The sequence below is a fragment of the Stutzerimonas stutzeri genome, assembly GCF_018138085.1.
GTDB lineage: Bacteria > Pseudomonadota > Gammaproteobacteria > Pseudomonadales > Pseudomonadaceae > Stutzerimonas > Stutzerimonas stutzeri_AI.
The window spans coordinates 2,936,569-2,959,192 of record NZ_CP073105.1; the positions used below are offsets into that span (position 1 = coordinate 2,936,569).

Sequence of the window (22,624 nt, forward strand, 5' to 3'; positions counted from 1 at the left end):
CGTCTCGTTCACGCCTGATGCAGGATCCATCCAGCAAGCTCAGAGTCGAGGCTCGGTCCGCGCCTGATAGCGGCCAGCCGGGCGGTAATCGTCGTCCTCGTCTTCTTCGAGCCGCTCACGCAAGGTTCGTGAATCCTCATGGCCTTCGGTCGCCACGTGGCGCTGCTTGAGCCGGCGCTCGACCGGCCAGCGCAACGCGACGAATACCGCGTACAGGCCGAAGGCGATCAGCCCGTAGAGCGCCAGGTCGGCGACGGCACGCCAAGCGTTGTTGCCGACTTTGAACAAGGTATCGAGCGCCGTGATTGCCACTGCAGGTGCGAACAGCTCTCGCGTTGGATCGACGATGGTTGGCGTCAATAGCAGCACGGCGACGATCAATCGCAACGGCTCACGCAGCCAGCGCCACAAAGGCCGGGTAACGCGGAACCACACCAGCAGGCAGCCCAGCGCAGCAATCCCGTAGATCGTCCAGGCGAGAAGGTAATCATTGGCGAATAGGAACATAAGGGTCTCTTGTATAGCGCACGGGCGGTTACCAATCTTCGATGGCGCGCATGATAGCAGTCGCAAGCCTGCCGACCGCCGCTTCGCGACGCAATGACACGCTGGTCATCACGCGGGTAACGCCGTATAACGCTGCAAAACAAAAAAGGCTGGAAAGCCCCCACAGCGTGCCAAGAAGCCATACTTGTCACATGGATACAGCAGGAGAGCCATCATGACCTATCAACATATTCTGGTCGCTGTCGATTTTGCCGATGAGTGTCATCCGGTCGTCGCGCGAGCCCAGGCACTGGCGACCGCAACAGGCGCGAAGCTGGCGCTGGTACACGTCATCGAGCCAATGGCCATGGCCTTCGGCGGTGACGTTCCGATGGACCTGTCGATGCTTCAACAGCAGCAATTCGACCAGGCCCGCGAACGCATGAACGGCTTCGCCGACCGTTACCCCAGCCTGACCGCGGAACAGCGTCACCTGGCCTACGGCCAACCCCGCCAGGAAGTTCATCGCCTGGCCAAGGAGCAGGGCTGCGACCTGGTGGTAGTTGGCAGTCACGGCCGTCACGGCCTAGCGCTGCTGCTCGGCTCTACCGCCAACGACATTCTCCATGGCGCGCCCTGCGATGTGCTCGCCGTGCGCCTGAAAAAACCCGAATAACTCTCTAGCCGAGCGCCTGAGCCCAAGGGCTCAGGCCAGCTCTGCGCCCTCGCCCGCGCTCATCACTAACGGCCGGATTTTCCTCAGCTGGGTTTCCAGCGAGTACGTCAGGCTCGACGCCATGGAAAAAAAGGTCAGGAACGCCTTCAGGTTGGAATCGCCGTGGCAGGTGTCGTGGATACGCTGCCAGAACGCCTGGTTGACCAGCTGTAACTGCTGAAATGAGCGCACCAGCCCACGTAATTCCCAATCGGCATGACGGCCTTCGCGCAGGTTGAAGTACTGCCGGGCCAGATACAGCGAGACCGCACGCAGCACGAATTCCTGATTGCTTGCAAACGGCAGATGCTGGTGTGCCATCGGCTTGAGTTTGCCCAGCACCGGACAGGCGCTGGTGGCCATGATCACACCAAGCAGCGCCCTCAGCCCCTCCTCCAACCCAACCAGCTTGTTGTATTCACGTTCCGGCGTGCGCACCCGTACGTGCGCCTTCTTCACCGCAGGTAACCCCTGAAAATCCTCGATGACCTGATGCAGATCGACCGCAGCGGGACAATGGCTGAACTGATCCCGGCTCAGCGGGCAATTGTTGCACTGCTGATGATCCAGACGCGTCCACTTCGGTGCCTGCGCGGCGGCACCGTGATCGTAGGCGCGATCCAACTCGATCCGGTAGCTGAACTCATGCTCGTCGTCCAGGACGATGCGGTAATCGATTGCCATCTATGGTCCGTCCAGTGCTGACAGATAGTGTTGGATTGAATGACGACTCAGGCCCGCCAACGACGGTACGGGCCAGACAATCTTACGGTTGCAGGGCAGCCTTACTCGGCTCAGTCCTCCAGTTCCGCCCAGCGCTCCAGTAGTTCGTCGAGTTCTTTTTGCAATGCCTCGAGGCGAGCTATCGTTTCGCCAGTATGCTCCGCAGTCTGCTGATAGAACGTCGGCTGCGCAATTTCGGCCTGCAATGCGGCGATGTTTTTTTCGACTGCGTCTATTTTTCCAGGCAGGGCCTCCAGTTCGCGCTGGACCTTGTAGCTGAGTTTCTTCTTTGCCGGAGCGGCTTCGGCGACCGGCGCCGCCGGTTTGCTCGCCGGGGCTTCGGTCTTGCTTTCCTTCGTCTCGGCTACACCGAGCAGCCTGGGCGAACCACCCTGGCGGAGCCAGTCCTGATAGCCGCCGACATACTCACGCACCACCCCGTTCCCCTCGAACACCAGCGTGCTGGTGACCACATTGTCGAGGAAGGCACGATCGTGGCTGACCATCAGTACCGTACCTTGGAAACCGAGCAAAACCTCTTCCAGCAATTCGAGCGTTTCCACGTCCAGATCGTTGGTCGGCTCGTCGAGAACCAGCAGGTTGGCCGGTTTGCTGAACAGCTTGGCGAGCAAGAGGCGTGCCCGCTCACCGCCCGACAGCGCCTTGACCGGCGTGCGCGCACGCTGCGGGCTGAACAGGAAATCTCCCAGGTAGCTAAGGACATGGCGATTCTGGCCGTCGATGGTGATGAAGTCGCGGCCCTCCGCGACGTTATCAATCACCGTCTTCTCCAGCTCGAGCTGGTGACGCAGCTGGTCGAAATACGCCACTTCCAGACGGGTCCCGGCTTCGACCTTGCCGCTCGAAGGCTGCAGGTCGCCCAGCAGCAACTTGAGCAAGGTCGTTTTGCCGGTGCCATTGGCGCCCAGCAGGCCGATCCGATCACCGCGCTGCAGGACCATGGAGAAGTCGCGGATCAGTGGCTCACCACCAGAATGGGCGAAGGTGGCATGCTCGACCACGATGACCTGCTTGCCGGATTTTTCCGCCGCATCGATCTGAATGTTGGCCTTGCCCTGATGCTCGCGACGCTCACTGCGCTCGGCGCGCAGCGCCTTGAGCGCACGCACACGGCCTTCGTTCCGGGTCCGGCGCGCCTTGATACCTTGCCGAATCCAGACTTCTTCCTGAGCGAGCTTCTTGTCGAACAGTGCATTGGCAGTCTCTTCGGCCGCCAGTTGCTGCTCCTTGTGCACCAGGAAACTGGCGTAATCGCCGTTCCAGTCGATCATGTGCCCGCGGTCCAGCTCGAGAATTCGGGTCGCCAGGTTCTGCAGGAATGCACGGTCGTGGGTGATGAACAGCACCGCGCCATTGAAGCCCGTCAGCGCCTCTTCCAGCCAGGCGATGGCCCCGATGTCCAGGTGGTTGGTCGGCTCGTCGAGCAGCAGCAGATCCGGTTCCGAGACCAGCGCCTGGGCCAGCAGCACGCGTCGACGCCAACCGCCGGACAGTTCAGCCAGGGTTTTATCCGCCGGAAGCTGCAGGCGACTCAGCGTGCTGTCGACCAGCTGCTGCAGGCGCCAACCATCCTTCGCTTCGAGCTCCTGCTGGACATGCATCAGCTTGTCCAGATCGGCCTCGTTCTGGATGTTCTGGCTGAGATGGTGGTAATCCGCCAACAGCTGACCGACTCCGGCCAGGCCCTCGGCAACCACGTCGAATACGGTGCGCTCGTCAGCCAGCGGCAACTCCTGCGGCAACTCACCGATCTTCAGGCCTGGTGCGCGCCAGATCTCACCGTCGTCCGGCAACTGGCTGCCCTTGACCAGGCTCAGCATGCTGGACTTGCCGGTCCCGTTTCGGCCGATGATGCACACCCGCTCTCCCCGCGCAATCTGCCAGGACACACCATCGAGCAATGGGTTGTTGCCATAGGCGAGGGACACATTGGTCAACTTGAGCAGGGTCATGACGATCTCCGAAAAACAGGGCGCGCAGTCTAGCAGAATGCGTCCCACAGCCGATCGCCGACGAGCGCCTTAAGCCGGCCTTCGGCGCGCCACCATGGTCGCCGCATCGGCATATCCCAGCGCGGTCTCAGCGGCCCGTTAGCGCGTTCGTCGGAACCCGCCACTTTGTTTGTTTCAAGCGCTTAATCCTCGTTTAACTGCTCCACTCGGCAAGATAAGCTAGTGGCCAGCAATCCCATGCCCCCCGTCTTCGGAAGTCTCATGCGCGGTCGACTCTCCAGTATCTGTTTCTGTCTTCTTTCCATCATTTTCACCATCGACACCACTCAAGCGGCCACCCTGCAACAGCAGCGACAGCTTTACGACGAAGCCAAGCGGGCGCTGGACAAGGGCGATAGCGGCCCCTACCGGCGCTATGCAGCGCAATTGCGCGACTATCCGCTGGAGCCCTACCTCGCGTACGACGAACTGACGGCGCGCTTGAAGACCGCCAGCAATGCGGAGGTCGAGAAGTTCCTGACCGAGCACGGCGACCTGCCCCAGGCCAACTGGATGAAGCTGCGCTGGCTGCGCTTATTGGCGGCACGTGGCGATTGGAAGCCTTTCGTAGCGCACTACGACCCCAAGATGAACTTCACCGAGCTCGATTGCCTGTTCGGCCAGTACCAGCTCGCCAGTGGCCAGACGAAACAAGCGTACGAGACCGCCGAGCGGCTCTGGCTGGTCGGCAAGTCGCAACACAACGCCTGCGATGCGCTGTTCGATCGCTGGGAAGCCGCCGGGCAGCTCACCGAGCCGCTGCGCTGGCAACGTACCAAGCTGGCCGTCGAAGCTGGAAATTATGGCCTCGCCAGTTTCCTGGCCAAAAGCTTGCCGACGCTAAGAGCGCAAGGCGAGTTGATGATCGACGTGGCGCAAAAACCACAGATGCTCATGCAGCCGGATCGCTTCGCACCCGCATCCCAGACGATGGGCGATATCGTCTCGATCGGGCTGCGCCGTCTGGCGCGCACCGATCCGGAAAAAGCACTTGGATTGCTCGACAGCTACGCCAAGCGCCTGTCGTTTTCGACCGATGAGAAAGTGGCCATCGCTCGCCAGATCGGTCTTACCCTGGCCAGGCGCTTCGATGCGCGGGCACTGACGGTCATGGCGAACTACGACCCCGAACTGCGTGACGATACCGTCAGCGAATGGCGCGCACGCCTGTTGCTGCGCCTGGGGCGCTGGGATGATGCCCACGCGCTGACCCAACGGTTTCCCGAAACGCTTGCCAGCACCAGTCGCTGGCGTTACTGGAACGCGCGCAGCCTGGAGCTGGCCAAGCCCAACGACAAGCAAGCCGCCCAGCTCTATCGACCGGTTGCCGACGAACGCGACTTCTACGGCTTCCTCTCGGCCGACCGTATCCAGGCGCCTTACAAGCTCAACCATCAGCCACTCGCGCTGGATCCGAAGGTGGTGCAGAAAGTCCGCAACACCGCAGGCATCCGACGCGCCATGGAATTTCATGCCCGCGGCCAGATCGTTGATGGTCGTCGCGAGTGGTATTACGTGAGCCGCCTGTTCAGCCGTGACGAGCTGGTTGCCCAGGCGCGGCTGGCCTATGAGATGGAGTGGTATTTTCCTGCCATCAGGACCATCAGCCAGGCGAAATACTGGGACGACCTGGATATCCGCTTCCCCATGGCCTACCGCAACAGCATGGTAAGTGCAGCCAAAGCCCGCGAAATCCACCCGAGCTGGGTGTTCGCCATCACACGGCAGGAGAGCGCGTTCATGGCCGACGCCCGCTCGCAGGTCGGCGCCACGGGATTGATGCAGCTGATGCCGGCGACCGCGAAGGAAACGGCGCGACGTTTCGGCATACCGCTACAGTCGCCCCAGCAGGTGCTCAACCCCAACGTCAACATCCAGCTGGGCGCGGCCTACCTGAGCCAGATCTACAGCCAGTTCAAAGGCAACCGGGTGCTCGCGTCCGCAGCCTACAACGCCGGCCCCGGTCGAGTGCGTCAATGGTTGAAGAACGCCGAGCACCTGCCCTTCGACGTCTGGGTCGAGAACATCCCGTTCGATGAAACCCGCCAGTACGTACAGAACGTGTTGACCTACTCGGTAATCTACGGCCAGAAGCTCAATGCGCCGCAACCGCTGGTGGAATGGCACGAGCGCTATTTCGACGGTCAGTAGAACACCGCGGCGCAAGCGTCGGGAGACGGCAATCCGATCGGCTCGGATTGCCGGGTGCACCGCCTTCGATGGAGCGAGGCGAGCCGACGTGCTATTGCGCCATTCCGCCGAAGCGCTAGTCGAGCACTTCGACCGACATGCCCACACTCAGCGCACCGCTGCCTTCGGCAATGAGGTTCTGGCCAAAGAATACGCCGCCGTCACCCTTGCGATAGCTCAGCAGGGTCGTCAGCGGCTCGCGGTTGGGGCTCTGCTCGCCAGTCAACGGATCGATGGTCGGGATGATGCACCGTGAACACGGCTTGACCACACGAAACGTCATTTCGCCGATGCGAATGCGCCGCCAATGGTCTTCGGCGTAGGGGGCCGAACCAGCGATCACCAGGTTCGGTCGGAACCGGCGCGTATCGAGCAGCTGTCCCACACGCGCGGAAAGATCGTCGAGCGAGCGCTGGCCGATGAGCAGAAACGGAAAGCCGTCGCTGAACGCCGTCCGCTCACCGGGCCGAGCATAGTCCTGATCGATCTGGATGCCCTGCGTCGCAGGAAGATGCACCAGCCGGCAGGGTCGATCGAGCAGCCGCGACAGCCATGCGGCCGCGGCGTCACCCGCGTCGGGCGCCTGCAGGCTTTCGCGCCAGATCAGCACGCCAAGCGCCGCGCCTTGCGCGTCGGGTACCGGCACCGGCAACGGTTCCATGCCCGGCGCGCTCAATTCCAGCGCCGAGTCGCCTCGCCATCGCGCGTGTAACAGCGCCATCCGGGGCAGTACACGCTGCGTCAGGAACTTCCCGGTCGCGGCATCGACCACCATCCAGCGGCGGTCGCCGACCAAACCCAGTGCATCGCACCGGGCCTCCGTAAGCTCTTCAGCGGAACCGGACTTGAGCGGGAAGCGGTACAGCGAAGACAGGTGCATACGGAGGTCTCGATCGGCTGGTGGGGTCAGTGAGGTTCGTCCAGCATCAAGCGTTCCCGGACGACGTCCACCAGTTTCTCCGGCTGGAATTTGGAAAGGAAGTTGTCGCAGCCGACTTTTTTCACCATCGCCAGGTTGAAACTGCCGGAAAGCGAGGTATGCAGCACCACATACAGGTCTTTTAGACGCGGATCGTTGCGGATTTCCGTGGTGAGGCGATAGCCGTCCATCTCCGGCATCTCGGCATCGGTGAATACCATCAGCAGTCGATCGGTCAGTGTTTCTCCGGCATCGGCCCAGGCCTTGAGCTTGTTCAACCCCTTAACGCCGTCGCTGGCCGAATGAACGGTGATGCCGAGCTGGCTCAAGGTTTCGCGCAGCTGCGCCAGGGCCACCGTCGAATCGTCGACGCAGAGCACCTCGCGCCCCCGTGCGCGCTCGAGCACCGGGTCGGTCAGGCGCTCCGGCGCGATGCTGGTGTCATACGGAACGATCTCGGCCAGCACCTTCTCAACATCGATGACTTCGACGAGCGCGTCGTCGACCTTGGTGATCGCGGTGAGATAGTGCTGGCGTCCGGCCGTCGACGGCGGTGGCAATACCTCCTCCCAATTGAGGTTGAGGATGCGGTCCACGCCGCCGACCAGGAACGCCTGAATCGAGCGGTTGTACTCGGTCACGATGATGGTGCTGCGTTCATCCGGCACCAGCGGCCGCAGCCCGATGGCGCGTGACAGGTCGATCACCGGCAGCGTCTGGCCACGTAGATTGACGACCCCGCAGACCGACCCATGGCGGTGTGGCATCAGCGTCATCTTCGGCAGTTGCACCACTTCCTGCACTTTGAACACGTTGATGGCGAACTGCTGACGGCCCGAAAGCCTGAACATGAGGATTTCAAGTCGATTCTGCCCCACCAACCGGGTGCGTTGATCGACTGATTCGAGAATGCCGGCCATAGCGGGCTCCTTGTGAATAAGGGAACTAGGACGCTATCGGCCGTGGACGTCCGCGCTTGATCGGTCGTGGAAAGTATTTATCGGCAACCGACGTGCGCCCGGCGAACCGAGCGCAGGCGGTCAGGCGGTCTGCTGTTGATCACGCAGCAAGGGTTCGTCCCGTAGCAACGGACTATCGTCAGGCAGATGCAGCCGCAACGCGCGGCGCTTCACTGAAAAACGCATGCGCTTGGCCGCGTAGGGCTCGCCATCGAGATTGATGCCGATCTCGTCCGGCCCATCGACCTCGAGCCACGGCACCCGCGCCTTTACCGAAACGGTGTCGATGCCCAGCAGTCCGCCGCTCAGCAGCGTGCCCAGGGTCCCGACCGCGTCAGCCGGAGCCGGGACGATGCAGATGTCGAGCAGGCCATCATCGATCGACGCTTGCGGGCAAAGCTGCTGCCCGCCACCGGATTGGCGCCCGTTGCCGATCCCGAGTGCGAGAAATTCCCCCTCCCAGGCGAAGTCAGGCGCAACGAACCGCCCCCAGGCCGCGCGCAACTCGTTGAAACGCGACAGTCCGGTCAGCAGATAGGCACTGCCGCCGAGCACTCGCTTCAACTCCTCGGAGGTGGTGGCCGTCACCTTCGAGCCGAAGCCACCGGTCGCCATGTTGAGGAAGGGCTGGCCATTCATTTCGCCGACATCGACCGGTACCGGATCGCGACTGAGCAACGTCAGCGCATCGAACGGTGCCAGAGGAATGTCCGCTGCGTGGGCGAAGTCATTGGCGGTACCCAACGGCAACACCGCCATGCTCGCATCGGACCCACTGGCCAGTAGCGCCTGCGCCATCTCCCGCACGGTGCCGTCGCCCCCGCCGGCGACCAGCGTGCGGTAGCCGGCATCGAGCGCCTCCAGCACCAGCCGCTCGGTATCGCCCGCCTCCCAGGTGACCCGCACAGCCAGTTCGTTCCCGAGTTGGCGCCATTCGTTGACCGCGGCCCGCAACTCCTCGTTGAGCGCTTGTTTCCCGTGAAGCACGAGCAACGCCTTGGATCTGTTCATGCCAATCGCTTCCATTTCAATGTCCGCAGATAGGACCCGTCGCAGCCCTGTAAAGTTGTGAGCAGGTGAGCGGTTATGGGGCTTAAGCCGACCACAGGCCGAGCTGACCATCGGTCAGAATCGAGCGGAACAAAAACCCATCGACCGGCCTTCCTGCGCAGTTTTCCTTTTTAATTTCAGTCAGTTGCATCGCTCATTTAATTCTTCCTATCGACAAGCGACTTTGTGCCCCGTGGGTGAACTCATTTCCAGGAAGGCGGTCGGAGCAGTTGTCCAGGTGAAGGTTGCGATAGCGGCCTGCCATCAGAACCGCGGATCGCGGCGATCAAATCGAGTATTGAGCTAGCAATAGCCGTAGGAAGGAGCCTTGTATGCGCTTACAGTCCGTTGGAACCCTTGAGTACGCCCACCCCAGTTTCGTTGATTACTTCCTAGCCAGTATTCGCCTGATCCACGGTCTTACCTCCGTGCTGCCCGGCGTCCTGTTGCTGCTGTTCCTGCCGCTCGAATTACCGGTGGGTGGCGGGACCTTCAGCACCTTCCTGATGTTCTTCGGCGTGATCAGCGTGGTCATCTTCCAATCGGTCGGCATCTACAGCGAAGAGGTGTTCAGCACACTGCTGCGCTTCCGCACGATGCTGGTCGCCTGGGCCGCGGCGTTCAGCCTGCTGATCTTCATGCACCAGGGACTGGGCATGTTCAACTATCTCGAAGCCAAGCACCTGACCTTCTGGTTCATCACCAGCGGCGTACTGTTCGGCGCCGAGCGCCTGATGATGCTCGCGCTGTTCCGTCGTCTGATGGCCAAAGGCGTCTACCTGCAGAACGCGGTCATTCTGGGCGGCACCGACAACGGTGTGCGCGTAGCCGAATATCTGGCCCATCATCGCGACATCCGCACCGGCGTTCTCGGCTTCATCGACGACCGCCTGGAGCGCTTGCCCAAGACCCTTGCCGACCTGCCGCTGCTGGGTAACACGCGCGATCTGGAACAGATGATCCGCGAGGAAAAGGTGACCCAGGTGCTCGTTGCTCTGCCCTGGTTCGCCGACAGCCGAATCGGCCAGGTCATCAGCGAACTGCGCAAACTGCCGGTCAACGTGCTGCTGGTTCCCGACATGGTCGCGTTTCGCCATGCCAACAAGCGCATCACCGAGGTTGGTGGCCTGCCGACACTGATCGCATCCGACCTGCCGCTGCGTGGCTGGTCGCCGATGTTCAAGCGCATCGAAGACATCGTCCTGTCGAGCCTGGCCCTGCTCGCCGCGGCACCCGTGATGCTGCTGCTGGCGCTGGCGATCAAGCTGGACTCACCTGGCCCCGTGCTGTTCAAGCAAAAGCGCTACGGCTACAACAACCGTCTGATCGAGGTGTTCAAGTTCCGCTCCATGTACCACGAGCGCAGCGATGCCAATGCCGATCGCCAGACCACCCGTGACGATGACCGCATCACTCGGGTCGGCCGGTTCATCCGCAAGACCAGCCTCGACGAACTGCCCCAGCTGCTGAACGTCTTCCTCGGCAGCATGTCGATGGTCGGCCCGCGTCCCCATGCGACCGCAACCAAAGCGGCCGGCGTACTGTTCGAAGACGCCGTGTCGGAATACTCCGCGCGCCACCGTGTCAAGCCTGGCATTACCGGCTGGGCACAAATCAACGGCTACCGCGGCGAGACCGACACCCTCGAAAAGATCGAGAAGCGCGTCGAGTTCGACCTGGATTACATCGAACGCTGGTCGGTCTGGTTCGACATCTACATTCTCGCGCGCACCATTCCCGCGCTGCTGTTCAACAAGGACGTTTACTGACTGCTGTTTGCACGACGGCGACCTACGGGCGACATGCCCTCTACACGCGCGAGCACAGCAGGACGATTGAACTAATGACGCGAGCGAATATCAGATTTGCGTTCCGTGACACGCGCGCCCAACCGCCCGTGAATTCAGGGCTCAGAGGCTAGGCGAGAATGTTTCAGAACATATTGATTGTCTGTGTCGGCAACATCTGCAGAAGCCCGGCGGCCGAAGCACTGTTGCTGGACAGACTCCAGGGAAAAGGGCTGACGATCAGCTCGGCAGGTATAGGCGCACTGGTAGGCAACCCGATGGACAAAACCGCACATGAAGTGCTGACCGAGCACGGGCTGGAACACCGAGCCCACCGTGCTCGACAGGTCGACAGCGAAATGCTGCACCGGGCGGACCTGATCCTGACCATGGAGCAGAGCCACATCCAGCATCTCCGCCAGATGGCCCCCGAGGTCCATGGCAAGACCTTTCTGATAGGCAAGTGGTTGGACGACATTCAGATTCCCGACCCCTTTCGTCAATCCAAACCCGCTTTCGAACACGTTCACAGCCTTCTGACGCAGTCCGTCGAAAGCTGGCTTCCTTACCTGAAATAAGAAGAAGGAACTTCAATGACCACCATGCCACGCCCCATATATGAAACCAAAGAGGACAAGGACATCGATCTTGCCCACCTCTTTGATACGTTCATCAACAACCGAACCCTGATCCTGACCATTACAGGCTTCTTCGCTGCCCTGGGCGTCGCCTATGCGTTGCTGGCGACACCGGTCTACCTGGCTGGCGCGATGATCCAGATCGAGCCCAAAAACGGGCTGCCCAGCCTGACCGACGTGGTGAACACTACCCCGGCGGTTTCCCCGGCGCAGACCGAGATCGCGCTGCTCAAGTCGCGCTCCGTCGTCGGCGGTACGGTCGAGGCGTTGAACCTGGACATTCTCATTGAGCCACACCACTTCCCCCTGATCGGTGGCTTCATCTATCGCCAGTTCGAACCATCCGAAGAAGGCGAGCTGGGCTGGTATCCGGAAGGGTTCGAATCCTACGCCTGGGGTGGTGAATCCTTGCGCGTGACGCACCTGATCGTCCCGGACCAGATGCACGGCGAAGAACTGACACTCGAGGCGGCGGAAAACAACGGCTTCATCCTCCGTGACCCTGATGGCGAAGTGGTTGCCCAGGGCGTGGTAGGCGAGCCGGTCGAAACGCCGGATTACGCCATTACCGTCAGCGAACTCAACGCTCGACCAGGCACCACGTTCACGGTCATCAAGAACCGCACCTACGCGACCACCGAGGATTACCGCAATCGCCTGTCGGCTGGTGAGCTCGGCAAGCAATCCGGCATCATCACCGTGACGCTCGAAGGCACCGATCCGGACAAGGCCATCGAGGTGCTCGAGGAAGTCGCGCGACGGTACGTCGAGCAGAACGTTGCACGCAACGCGGCCGAAGCGACACAGAGCCTGGAATTCCTGAGTGAGCAGGTACCGGAAGTCCGCAAGAAGCTCGATGCAGCCCAAACGGCACTGAACAAATACCAGACCGGCAATCGTTCGGTGGATATCTCGGCCGAAACCCAGTCAGTACTCGATCGTATCGTCGACCTGGAGAAGCAGATCTCCGAGCAGAACCTCAAGCGCACCGAGATGGAACGCCGCTTCACCCGTCAGCACCCGAATTTCCAGGCGCTGATGAATCAGATCAACCAGCTGAAGAGCCAAAAGGCCGAATTGGAGAAGCAGATCGGCACGCTGCCCTCGACCCAGCAGGAACTGCTGCGTCTGACCCGTGATGTCGAGGTGTCGTCCGAAACCTATGCGATGCTGCTGAACAAGACCCAGGAACTGGACATCATCCGGGCCGGCACCGTGGGCAACGTCCGTATCGTCGACCATGCCGATGCCGACATCGACGACCCGGTCAAGCCGAACAAGCCCCTGATCGTCATCGCCGCTACGCTGCTCGGCATCATCCTGGCCACGGTCTTCGTCTATGTTCGCGAAGCGCTCAAGCGTGGCGTGGAAAACCCAGAGGAAATCGAGCGCTCCGGCATCCCCGTGTACGCCGCTATTCCGTTCAGCGAAAAGCAGGGCGCGCTGGAAAAACGCCTGGCCAACTACAAGCGCGACAAGAGCAGTGCCTCTTACCTGCTGACCATCAACGACCCAGCCGATCTCGCGACCGAAGCCATGCGCAGCCTGCGCACCAGCCTGCACTTCGCGATGATCGAGGCCAAGAACAACATTCTGATGATCACCGGCCCCAGCCCGGGCGTAGGCAAGTCCTTCGTTACCAGCAACCTGGCCGCGGTGATCGCGCAGTCAGGCAAAAAAGTGCTGCTAGTCGACGCTGATATGCGCAAGGGGTACCTGCATAAGGTCATGCGCTGCCAAGGCGAAAAAGGCCTTTCGGACATCCTCTCCGGCCGCATCACCCTGTTCGATGCCATCCAGAAGACCCAGCTCAACAACCTCCACGTGATCGCCCACGGTCAGTTGCCGCCGAACCCGTCGGAACTGTTGATGCACGAGAACTTCTCTCGCTTCGTCAAGGAAATCAGCGGCATGTACGACATGGTGATCTTCGATACACCGCCGATCCTCGCGGTGACCGATGCTGCGCTGGTCGGCAGCCAGGCCGGCACCACCTTGATGGTGACCCGCTACGGCCTGAATGGTGTCAAGGAGATCGAATTCGCCAAGCGCCGTCTCGAACAGAACGGACTGCTGGTCAAGGGCGTGATTTTCAACGCCGTGGTGCGCAAGGCTTCGACCTACAGCGAATACGGTTACTACCAGTACGACTATCAGAGCAAATAAGCGCCCTAGCGCAGCTTCCCGACATGCGCGGCATGTCGGGAAGACTCATAACGCTCGCATTTTCCGTGATTGACGATCGCTCGTCCATGCCGGGCGGGTGGGTAGTTTGCACCCGTTATATAGCGCCCCATCGAGCCACAGCTTTACGCAAGTCGCTCGCTGGGCATCAAGGTAAACACTATGGCACGTCGCATTATTTTGCCTCTGTCCGAAACGATACGGTTGCTGGCCGGCGTGGCGTTGGCCAGCTGCGCTGTGCTGGCGCAGGCGCAGGCGCAGGCGCAGCCCAGCGAGAAGGGCAGTGGTATCGACCTGATCGGCATCAACATGTCGGGCGCCAACTTCGCGCCCCATATAACGCCTGGCAAAGTCGGCACCAACTATTTCTATCCGGATGAAACGTACTTCAAGTACTACGCGGAAAAGAACATTCGCCTGATCCGCTTTCCCTTCATCTGGGAAAGACTGCAACACGACCTGGACAAAGGGCTCAACTTCGATCAGATCCGGCTGCTAGAACGCACGCTCGACTTCGCCGCCAAGCACGGGCAGAAAGTCATTCTCGACATGCACAACTATGCCCGATACAAGGGCGAGCTGATCGGTTCGGGCAGCGTGCCTTACGAAGCCTACGCCAACGTCTGGCGCAAGCTCGCGGAGCAGTTCAAGGATCACCCCGCTCTGCTGGGTTACGACATCATGAACGAGCCCCACTCCACCAAAGGACTATGGCCCGCAGCGGCCCAGGCAGCGGTGGACGCGATCCGTCAGGTCGACATGGACACGCTGATCTTCGTCGAGGGTGACCGCTGGTCCAGTACCTTCCACTGGCGCAAGGTCAATGAAGATTTCCTGCTTGATGATCCAGCGGACAAGCTCGTCTACGAGGGCCATCTGTATCTGGACAGGGATTTCTCCGGACGTTACGCCGCCGACGAATCCGTCGACCCGATGCTGGGGGTGGAACGTGCCAGACCTTTCGTCGAGTGGCTGCAAGAGCACAATCTGAAAGGCTTTCTCGGCGAGTATGGCGTTCCGGCCCAATCCGAGACGATGTTGGTGGCGATGGACAACCTGCTCGGCTATCTCAATCAGCACTGTATTCCCAGCGCCTACTGGGCTGGCGGACCGGGCTGGGGCAAGTACGTCCTGGCCATTGAACCCATCGACGGCCAGGACCGGCCCCAGATGGAAGTGCTGCAACGGCACATCGCCAACAGTTGCACCGAGTACGGGCCGTCGCCACGCCCCTGATCCGCCTGTCGCTCGGTGCAAGCCAAGCGGCAGCTCCGGAAAACGGTGTGAAGCCCGTCTGAATTTTTTGGCAATTGCACGAGCAACACGCAACCCAGCTATTAAGCCGTTGTCCAACGCTTCGACCAAGCATCGGCGGGTTTAATACGAGCGGAACTCGAGTGACCCGACGGTATCGAAAGCGTTCGCTTACCACCGCGGCGCCCGGAGTTCGGTCCACTACCGGGTAGCAGAACATAGCGTAGCGGCGCTTCGATGGAACCGGCATGGCAATGTGGAATGGCTTGAGTTTGTTGCGGCGCAGTTGATCAGGAATGGAAAGGCACCTAAGGACTCAGGGGATGACAAACATCAGCTCGAAAATTTTGTATTTGCCGTTAACCGTGCTGGCGCTCGTGTTGCATTTCTCCGTGTTCGGGGACAGCACGCACAACCCGGTCGGGTTCAAGTACCTCAACGAAGCCTATCTGGCGGTCTGCCTGGGCGGGGCGCTGCTCCTGGTGCTCGCCGCAGCCGAAGACGCCGCCAGGGAATACCGCGTATTGATGTACTACGCGCTGTACAGCTTCGTCGTCTTTACCGTGCTGCCAGCGATATTCGCCTTCTACACCTATGGCCAGCCGATCGCCTACGGCCTGATCGAAGAACGGCGCATTCTGTTCGCATTCGGTTTCGTCCCGCTCCTGCTGCTCGCCAAGAACCTGACTACGCGCCAGTTCGAGCATTCGCTCCTGTACGCCGCGTTGTTCGCTGCGTTCCTGTCCTGGTGCTTCAAGTTCGGCATGCTGCCTGATCTACGTACGGAACAAACCGCCTGGGACCGTCCGGACCGTTCCTCCATCGGCCCGTTCCTGATCTGCTTCGCCTATTTCTATTGCATCCAGATCTGGGCGAAAGGCAAATCACCGATCAGCGGAGAAAAAAGGCACCGCAACCTCTATCTGGTCGTGGCGGCGATACTGCTGCTCACGCTGGTTTTCGCCACGCAGACCCGCCAGCTCATCGTGCTCTGCCTCGCCTTTTCGCTGTTCTGCCTACGGGCGAAAGCGATCGTCTGGGCGGCTTCATTGTGCGTACTTTTGTCGCCCTTCTTTTTCTACCCGGAACTGCTCCAGACGCTGGGCCTGAATATCGAGTTCTACGAGAACAGCCTCGAAGGCGATGTGGATGACGGCGTGCGGCGGTACACCATCGCTGCGATCTTCAGGCATCTGGATCTGGTCAACTGGTTGCCCAGCGGTTCGTTGTCGCTGATGTGGCAAGACGGTTTCATCCCCTACTTCGGCGAACACTTCTTCCTGTCGGACGTTGGCCTCATTGGCACCATGTTCCGCTTCGGATTCCTGACCTTTTTCGTGGTGCCCATGTCGCTGTTCGTCTACCAGCGCATCGCCCGCAATATCAACCCGGATATGGGCTTCAACTACGCCGTCATGCTGGCGCTGTTCGTTATCTGGCCGCTCAGTGGCCTCTTTGAATATGCGCAGCCGATCATAGTGATGCTTTTCGTTATACAAGCCCTCCGCGCACGCCATCTCCGCAGCAAGGAACGAGTACATGAACGTCGCACTTATTCTCAACTACAAAGCTGCTACTGAAACTATCAGCTGCGCAGAGAGCCTGCTCGATCATTGTCCGACGATCGACCATATCGTCATCGTCGACAACGATTCCCAGGACGGCTCTGATCGCGCCTTGCAGCAATGGCTCGATGAAAAGCCTTCCGCCAAGGTCACGCTGCTTTGCAATCCGGAAAACAATGGCTATGCGGGCGGTAATAACTACGGCTTGCGCTGGGCAATGGAAAATCTCCATCCCGAATATTTCTGGGTAGTCAATAACGATACCTATGTCGACAGCGATGCCTTCTCGCCATTGCTCGAAGCGTTGAAGCGTGATGATCGGCAATTTGTCGGCTCGCTGGTATTGAGTGCCGATACCGGGCGCCTGGAATGTTACGGCGGAGGCAAGCTGTACCCGATTCTGGGCAAGGCCCGCCTGCTGGGAAAAAACCAGAGCATCGATGCGTTACAGCAGCAAGTGCCCCAACATGACCCGGATTACATCATGGGCTGCAGCCTTGCCTTTTCAGCCGCGCTGACCAAGGAAATCGGTCTGATGGATGAAAGTTACTTCATGTATTTCGAAGAAGTGGATTGGCAATATCGCGCCCGGCGTTTCGGTGTATCCATCAAGGTAATACCCGAAAGTCGCCTGTTTCATTATGGCTCGCTTAGCCTCGGTAATCGCTCGGCCTTTTATCATTACTATCGCAACCGCGCAGCAACTCGCTTCAACAAGCGATTCTACGGACCGGTTTTCGCTCTTGTTTCCGCATTCCTGCTTTCGGCCGTTACAACGATCAAGGAATTCAGAAATCCCGCCCTCGCCTGGTCGGGTATCAAGGGCGCCTTCAAGGGAGTAGCAATGAGTGTCAAATGATACCAGTGCGTTCGGAATAGACTTTTATTCCGGCAATAAAAAGACGTTATTGAGCTGCATCCGCGAAGGCGTAAAACAACCCTTTTCGTTTGTAGTAACGCCGAATGTCGACCACCTCGTTCAACTCGAGCACGACGAAGCGCTGCGCGATGCCTATGCCAAGGCGCGCTGGAGGCTGTGTGACAGCCGCATTCTGCTGTCGCTCCTCAGCCGGCTGGGCGTGCATCTGGACGAAGCCATCCCCGGCAGCGACCTGACGCTGGACCTGCTCAACTGGGCCAACGAAGCGCACCTGCGTGTGGTTCTGATCGGGTCGCTGGAAAGCGAAGCGGACAAATTACGGGCGCTCTACCCCGGTATCGATCTGTATCACTACAACCCGCCGATGGGCTTTATCAAGAAGCCCGAAGAAGTGCAGCGCTGCCTGCAGTTCGTACGCGAAAACCCGTCGGAACTGGTTCTGTATGCAGTGGGAACGCCTCGCGGGGAAATACTCGCCGCGGCGACCCAATCGCATGAACGCACGGGAATGGGCTTCAGCATCGGCGCGTCGATTTCCTTCGCAACCGGCACCATCAAGCGGGCCCCGAAGTGGATGCGTGAATACAAGCTCGAATGGCTGCACCGCATGTGCATGGAGCCCCGCCGGCTGGCCAAGCGGTATTGGATCGACGCGCTTTACATAGTGCCCGCCTTTTTGCGGGAGAAGAGCGCCAGGCAGAAACCCAGTCCGGCCAAGCAGGAATCCTGATCGGCCAGAGTGACCGTCATCCGAACATGCCGAACACGGCCGTTCAATGACACGACTCGACTTATGAATGGTGCTTCGCTGTATCCAGAGCCCTGTGCCAGGCGGAGCGAAGCACCAGCAACTTGAAAAACCTAACCTTGAACAGGGAAGAGAATGAAAGCGATCATCACGGGTATTACAGGGCAAGACGGCGCCTATCTGGCCGAGCTACTGCTGGAAAAGGGCTACACCGTATATGGCACGTTTCGTCGTACCAGCTCGGTAAACTTCTGGCGAATCGAAGAATTGGGCATCGACAAGCATCCCAACCTGCATCTCGTCGAATATGACCTGACCGACCTGTCCTCCAGCATTCGGCTGCTGGAAAGCTCGGGCGCCACCGAGGTCTACAACCTCGCCGCGCAAAGCTTCGTTGGCGTCTCCTTCGAGCAGCCACTGACCACGTTGGATATCACGGGCGCAGGCGCAGTGAACCTGCTGGAAGCCATTCGCATCGTCAACCCGAAGATCCGCTACTACCAAGCGTCCACCTCGGAGATGTTCGGTAAGGTCCAGGCCATCCCACAAATCGAAACGACCCCCTTCTATCCTCGCAGCCCCTACGGCGTCGCCAAGCTCTATGCGCACTGGATGACGATCAACTACCGGGAGTCCTACGACATCTTCGGTTGCAGCGGCATCCTCTTCAACCACGAGTCCCCGCTGCGTGGACGCGAATTCGTGACCCGCAAGATCACCGACTCGGTGGCCAAGATCAAGCTGGGCCAACTGGACGTGCTGGAACTGGGCAACATCGACGCGAAGCGTGACTGGGGCTTTGCCAAGGAATATGTCGAGGGCATGTGGCGCATGCTGCAAGCCGATGAGCCCGACGTCTTCGTACTGGCGACCAACCGCACCGAAACCGTACGCGACTTTGTCACCCTGGCCTTCAAGGCGGTCGATACCGAGCTGCAGTGGGAAGGCACTGGCGAGCAGGAACAGGCGATCGACGCTGCCACCGGCAAGGTCGTCATGCGGGTCAATCCCAAGTTCTATCGCCCTGCCGAGGTCGACCTGCTCATCGGTGATCCGCAGAAGGCCAAGGACGTACTGGGCTGGGAGCCGAAGACTTCGCTGGAGCAGCTATGCCGGATGATGGTCGACGCTGACCTGCGTCGCAATCAACAGGGCTTCTCCTTCTGACGGCTTCGGCCTGACGATCGAGGCGCCGCACCAGGAGACGGACTGCAGGGTTCCGCACCCCTTCGTCGCGCGCACAGGACAAGCGGTCCTGTGCGTGCCTCTCCCGGTACTGCCGCGCTCTGGACGCGGCTGCGGCGACCAGAGCCCGCGAATGAGGATGCGATGCGGACGCTAGGCTCGAAGTTTGTCGGATAGCCGTAACCGGGACGCAACATCCCATGCCTATATCTGGGATGGAGCGCTCCGCTGAAATTGGAATTCATCCTATCGGGAAAATCATGCGCAAAGTGCTGATTACCGGCGTCACCGGATTTACCGGCCGCTATATGGCAGAAGAACTCGCAGCCCACGGCTACGAAGTTCACGGCCTCAGCTATCGTCGCCCCGTAGACGAGCTGCCTTCGGCGGTTTCGGCCATTCACTGTTGTGCGCTGAACGATGCCGAAACGCTGCGAACCCTCCTGTTGGAAATCCGCCCCACCTATGTGGTGCACCTGGCTGCGGTGTCGTTCGTCGCGCATACCGATGCGGATGCCATCTACAACGCCAATCTGCTCGGTACGCGTCATTTGCTCGAAGCGCTCCGGGTCACCGCCACGGGTGTCGAGGGCGTTCTGCTGGCGAGCAGCGCGAATGTCTACGGCAATGCGACCGAAGGGGTACTGGACGAGTCATCGCCCTTTGCTCCGGCCAATGACTACGCGGTGAGCAAGGCAGCCATGGAGTTTTTGGCGAGACTGTACGTCGGCAGGCTGCCACTGATCATTACGCGCCCGTTCAACTACACCGGTGTCGGGCAGGCCGAACAGTTTCTGATCCCCAAGATCGTCGCGCATACCCGCCGTCGTGCCGATGTCATCGAGCTGGGCAACCTGGATATCGCGCGCGATTTCTGCGACGTCCGGCAGGTCGTCCAGGCGTATCGACGATTGCTCGAAACGCCCGCTGCGGTTGGCGAAACCGTCAATATCTGTTCGGGCTCGGCGTACACCCTCGAATACGTACTGCAGCAGGCCGCAGCCATTTCCGACCATCGCATGGAAGTCCGGGTCAATCCGGCGTTCGTGCGCAGTGCAGACGTAAAGAACCTGTTTGGTTGTCGCACCAAGCTGGATTCGCTCATTGGCGACCTTCCGCAGATCGAACTGAAGGAAACGTTGCGCTGGATGATTGAATACCGCGCTCCAGCTGACCGGCTCTGATAACCGTCATCCGGTCATGGCGACCTGACCGGCCCGGCTTTGCCCAGGCAGCATCCGTAGCCGGCCCCCGACCGTCATGGCGTCGCCGATCACGTTCTACACCGCTACCCATGCATCTCCCACAGCTCATGTGAGCAAGCGTGTGGCAGCCGAATTGCGCATCGAATCGGCCAGCTAGCGCGCTAGACAGCCCGAGCTGAGCTATCGACCAACCTGCGGCCGAGACCGGCGTCATTTATGTGCACTGCCTTGAACCCCAGTGAAACGGAGCGGTCTATGGCTACTGTGAGCAGCAAGGCGCCCGTTCCGAATGCTGCCAAAGGCGAGGACGGGTTGAGCTAACCGAACCATCACTCACACGGAACGGTCCTCGAATCCACGTCGGAGACGTACTGCTTCCGGGGCTTTGCGGTAGCGACAACAGGAACGGCCGATTGGATCGTCTTCAGGCATTTCGAACTGGTCACCCATCAGGTGCCGCGGACGAATCAACCAGCTCGACCTTCAGTTAAAAGTGAATCCCGCCGTTTCACTTCGTAAAAACAACTATTCCGTCAAGGATGAAGAACCATGAAACCAATATTTGCTCTCGCTTTCTCTTCCGTTCTGGCGCTCCAGGGATGTGTGTTTTCGCCCGGTCAGTACCTTGACCCGGATGAGTTCAAGGACGGCGCGAAATCGCAGGACGGTAATGTACAGTTGATCCGCATCACGCCCGATATCCTCAAAGGCGAACTGTCTTCCGACCGGGGCACCTCCAGCAAACAGGAGCTGCTCGACTTCAAACCCGAAGCCTACCGCATCGGCCCAAATGACCTGCTCTACATCACCGTCTGGGATCACCCCGAGCTGACCGCGCCGTCCGGCCCACAACAGCAGCTGGACGCCAACGGCCGCCTGGTCCGCCCGGATGGCACCCTGTTCTATCCTTACATCGGCAATATCGAAGCAGCCGGCCGCACCATCGAAGAGCTGCGCTCCCAGATCGCGCGTCGCCTGGCCAACTACATCGATAGCCCACAAGTCGACGTAGCCCTGCTGCGCTATGGCAGCCAGCGCGTCGTGCTGTCGGGTGCGTTCAACACCGCCGGCGAGGTGCCTGTCACCACCTCTCCGATGACCCTGGTCCAGGCCATTGGCCAGGCGGGCGTCGATACCGCTACGGCTGACCTCTCCGGCCTGATCCTCAAGCGCGACGGCCGCGAGTACATGCTCAATCTTGACGACCTGAACCGTCCGGATTCCTGGCTGAACGACGTGTACCTGAAGGATGGCGACAAGCTTCACCTGCCCTACAACGACCAGAAGAAGATCTACGTACTGGGTGAGGTTACTCAACCGCAAGCGGTCAACTTCAAGGCTTCGAGCTACAACCTGATGGACGCGATCGGCACCGCTGGCGGCATTCGCCAGGATACTGCCGACGGCGAAGCGGTCTACGTGATCCGCGGAGCTGAAAATATCGCCACCGAGCCGGCCAAGGTCTTCCAGCTGAACGCCGCTTCGCCGACCGCCTTTGCACTGGCCAAGAGCTTCCCGCTCCAGCCGCAGGACGTGGTCTTCGTCGGGCCAGCAGGCATCACTCGCTGGAACCGCTTCATCAGCCAACTGCTGCCGTCGGCTACCGTTGTCGGCACCGGTGCCGCGTTCAACCGCTGATCGGGTAACGCCGTTCAGGTCGATGTTGGCCTGGCAACAGAACCGCAGCCATCCCTCGGACGGCTGCGGTTTTTCGTTTCAGCTCAGCTGACGGCAGCGGCCCCGCGAAAGACAACCTGCAGCTGGCCCCCGCTGTCCACCGAGCTAACGTTTCGTCGCCAGGCGAGAGCGTGATGCCCGAACGCCTGGCGTAACGAACACCGATTGCCCCGCCTACTCCGTCGGGATGCTCGGATCATCCTCGAACATATCGATGTCTTCATCGCTGAGCCCTGCATCCTCGGGGTCCGACATCGGCGTGTCGTTTATGCTCGCGCCATCGGGATCCCCCGGGAGCGGCGTATCCGCTTCGGAGTCGTTTGCGGCCAATACTGCAGCGCCCATCATCATTTCGACTTGCATGCATCACCTCGCAGCGAGGCCCCCAATGGCCCCTGCAGATATCGAGCGTTGATGAAAGCGATTGGTGCGCACCAGTGGTCGGAG

At 60.3% G+C, this 22,624-nt stretch carries 19 protein-coding genes; 12 read left to right on the forward strand and 7 right to left on the reverse strand.

What is annotated here, in order from left to right; genetic code table 11:
* Positions 1 to 39 precede the first annotated feature (39 nt).
* Positions 40 to 507 carry an MFS transporter gene (locus tag KCX70_RS13400; protein WP_212617843.1) on the reverse strand — a complete coding sequence of 156 codons (468 nt, stop codon included), beginning with the start codon at positions 505 to 507 and terminating at the stop codon, positions 40 to 42.
* 214 nt (positions 508 to 721) lie between these two features.
* Here KCX70_RS13400 and KCX70_RS13405 point away from each other — a divergent pair, with 214 nt between their 5' ends.
* Entirely contained in the window at positions 722 to 1,162 is a 441-nt protein-coding gene (locus KCX70_RS13405) for a universal stress protein (RefSeq protein WP_021208607.1), read from the forward strand.
* 30 nt (positions 1,163 to 1,192) lie between these two features.
* On the opposite strand, the gene KCX70_RS13410 is transcribed toward KCX70_RS13405, so the two are convergent.
* Both KCX70_RS13410 and KCX70_RS13415 read right to left on the reverse strand, forming a co-directional pair.
* A complete protein-coding gene (locus tag KCX70_RS13410) occupies positions 1,193 to 1,885 on the reverse strand; it encodes a DUF6901 family protein (RefSeq protein ID WP_021208606.1) in 693 nt (230 codons plus the stop codon).
* Between the two features lie 110 nt (positions 1,886 to 1,995).
* Complete coding sequence (locus KCX70_RS13415; protein WP_212617844.1) at positions 1,996 to 3,897, reverse strand: ATP-binding cassette domain-containing protein; 1,902 nt, start codon at positions 3,895 to 3,897, stop codon at positions 1,996 to 1,998.
* A gap of 261 nt (positions 3,898 to 4,158) precedes the next feature.
* Here KCX70_RS13415 and KCX70_RS13420 point away from each other — a divergent pair, with 261 nt between their 5' ends.
* Entirely contained in the window at positions 4,159 to 6,087 is a 1,929-nt protein-coding gene (locus tag KCX70_RS13420; RefSeq protein ID WP_212617845.1) for a transglycosylase SLT domain-containing protein, read from the forward strand.
* Between the two features lie 115 nt (positions 6,088 to 6,202).
* Here KCX70_RS13420 and KCX70_RS13425 read toward each other — a convergent pair whose 3' ends face one another.
* The 3 genes from KCX70_RS13425 to yegS form a co-directional block, all read right to left on the reverse strand.
* A complete protein-coding gene (locus KCX70_RS13425; protein WP_212617846.1) occupies positions 6,203 to 7,006 on the reverse strand; it encodes an MOSC domain-containing protein in 804 nt (267 codons plus the stop codon).
* 26 nt (positions 7,007 to 7,032) lie between these two features.
* Entirely contained in the window at positions 7,033 to 7,965 is a 933-nt protein-coding gene (locus KCX70_RS13430) for a chemotaxis protein CheV (RefSeq protein ID WP_212617847.1), read from the reverse strand.
* Positions 7,966 to 8,085: 120 nt separating this feature from the next.
* The gene (gene yegS / locus KCX70_RS13435) at positions 8,086 to 9,015 is read right to left on the reverse strand and encodes a lipid kinase YegS (RefSeq protein ID WP_212617848.1); all 930 of its coding nucleotides are present in this window, start codon (positions 9,013 to 9,015) and stop codon (positions 8,086 to 8,088) included.
* Positions 9,016 to 9,386: 371 nt separating this feature from the next.
* Between yegS and KCX70_RS13440 the strand changes: the two genes are divergently transcribed.
* The 10 genes from KCX70_RS13440 to KCX70_RS13485 all read left to right on the forward strand — a co-directional run bounded on the left by KCX70_RS13440 (position 9,387) and on the right by KCX70_RS13485 (position 22,138).
* Positions 9,387 to 10,823, forward strand: a complete 1,437-nt coding sequence (locus tag KCX70_RS13440) for an undecaprenyl-phosphate glucose phosphotransferase (protein ID WP_102852054.1) — start codon at positions 9,387 to 9,389, stop codon at positions 10,821 to 10,823.
* 158 nt (positions 10,824 to 10,981) lie between these two features.
* Complete coding sequence (locus tag KCX70_RS13445; protein ID WP_102852055.1) at positions 10,982 to 11,419, forward strand: low molecular weight protein-tyrosine-phosphatase; 438 nt, start codon at positions 10,982 to 10,984, stop codon at positions 11,417 to 11,419.
* A 15-nt stretch (positions 11,420 to 11,434) separates the two neighbouring features.
* The gene (locus KCX70_RS13450) at positions 11,435 to 13,645 is read left to right on the forward strand and encodes a polysaccharide biosynthesis tyrosine autokinase (RefSeq protein ID WP_212617849.1); all 2,211 of its coding nucleotides are present in this window, start codon (positions 11,435 to 11,437) and stop codon (positions 13,643 to 13,645) included.
* Between the two features lie 180 nt (positions 13,646 to 13,825).
* A complete protein-coding gene (locus tag KCX70_RS13455; RefSeq protein ID WP_212617850.1) occupies positions 13,826 to 14,899 on the forward strand; it encodes a glycoside hydrolase family 5 protein in 1,074 nt (357 codons plus the stop codon).
* 341 nt (positions 14,900 to 15,240) lie between these two features.
* Positions 15,241 to 16,497, forward strand: a complete 1,257-nt coding sequence (locus KCX70_RS13460; RefSeq protein WP_212617851.1) for a hypothetical protein — start codon at positions 15,241 to 15,243, stop codon at positions 16,495 to 16,497.
* Entirely contained in the window at positions 16,457 to 17,341 is an 885-nt protein-coding gene (locus KCX70_RS13465) for a glycosyltransferase family 2 protein (protein ID WP_021208595.1), read from the forward strand. The genes KCX70_RS13460 and KCX70_RS13465 overlap by 41 nt, the downstream gene beginning before the upstream one ends.
* The gene (locus KCX70_RS13470) at positions 17,331 to 18,092 is read left to right on the forward strand and encodes a WecB/TagA/CpsF family glycosyltransferase (protein WP_102852060.1); all 762 of its coding nucleotides are present in this window, start codon (positions 17,331 to 17,333) and stop codon (positions 18,090 to 18,092) included. The genes KCX70_RS13465 and KCX70_RS13470 overlap by 11 nt, the downstream gene beginning before the upstream one ends.
* Positions 18,093 to 18,245: 153 nt before the next feature.
* A complete protein-coding gene (gene gmd, locus KCX70_RS13475; RefSeq protein ID WP_212617852.1) occupies positions 18,246 to 19,277 on the forward strand; it encodes a GDP-mannose 4,6-dehydratase in 1,032 nt (343 codons plus the stop codon).
* 278 nt (positions 19,278 to 19,555) lie between these two features.
* The gene (locus KCX70_RS13480) at positions 19,556 to 20,479 is read left to right on the forward strand and encodes a GDP-mannose 4,6-dehydratase (protein WP_102847334.1); all 924 of its coding nucleotides are present in this window, start codon (positions 19,556 to 19,558) and stop codon (positions 20,477 to 20,479) included.
* Positions 20,480 to 21,049: 570 nt separating this feature from the next.
* Complete coding sequence (locus KCX70_RS13485) at positions 21,050 to 22,138, forward strand: polysaccharide biosynthesis/export family protein (RefSeq protein ID WP_021208590.1); 1,089 nt, start codon at positions 21,050 to 21,052, stop codon at positions 22,136 to 22,138.
* A 213-nt stretch (positions 22,139 to 22,351) separates the two neighbouring features.
* On the opposite strand, the gene KCX70_RS13490 is transcribed toward KCX70_RS13485, so the two are convergent.
* Positions 22,352 to 22,540, reverse strand: coding sequence for a hypothetical protein (locus KCX70_RS13490; RefSeq protein ID WP_212617853.1), 189 nt, complete (start codon positions 22,538 to 22,540; stop codon positions 22,352 to 22,354).
* Between the last annotated feature and the right edge of the window lie 84 nt (positions 22,541 to 22,624).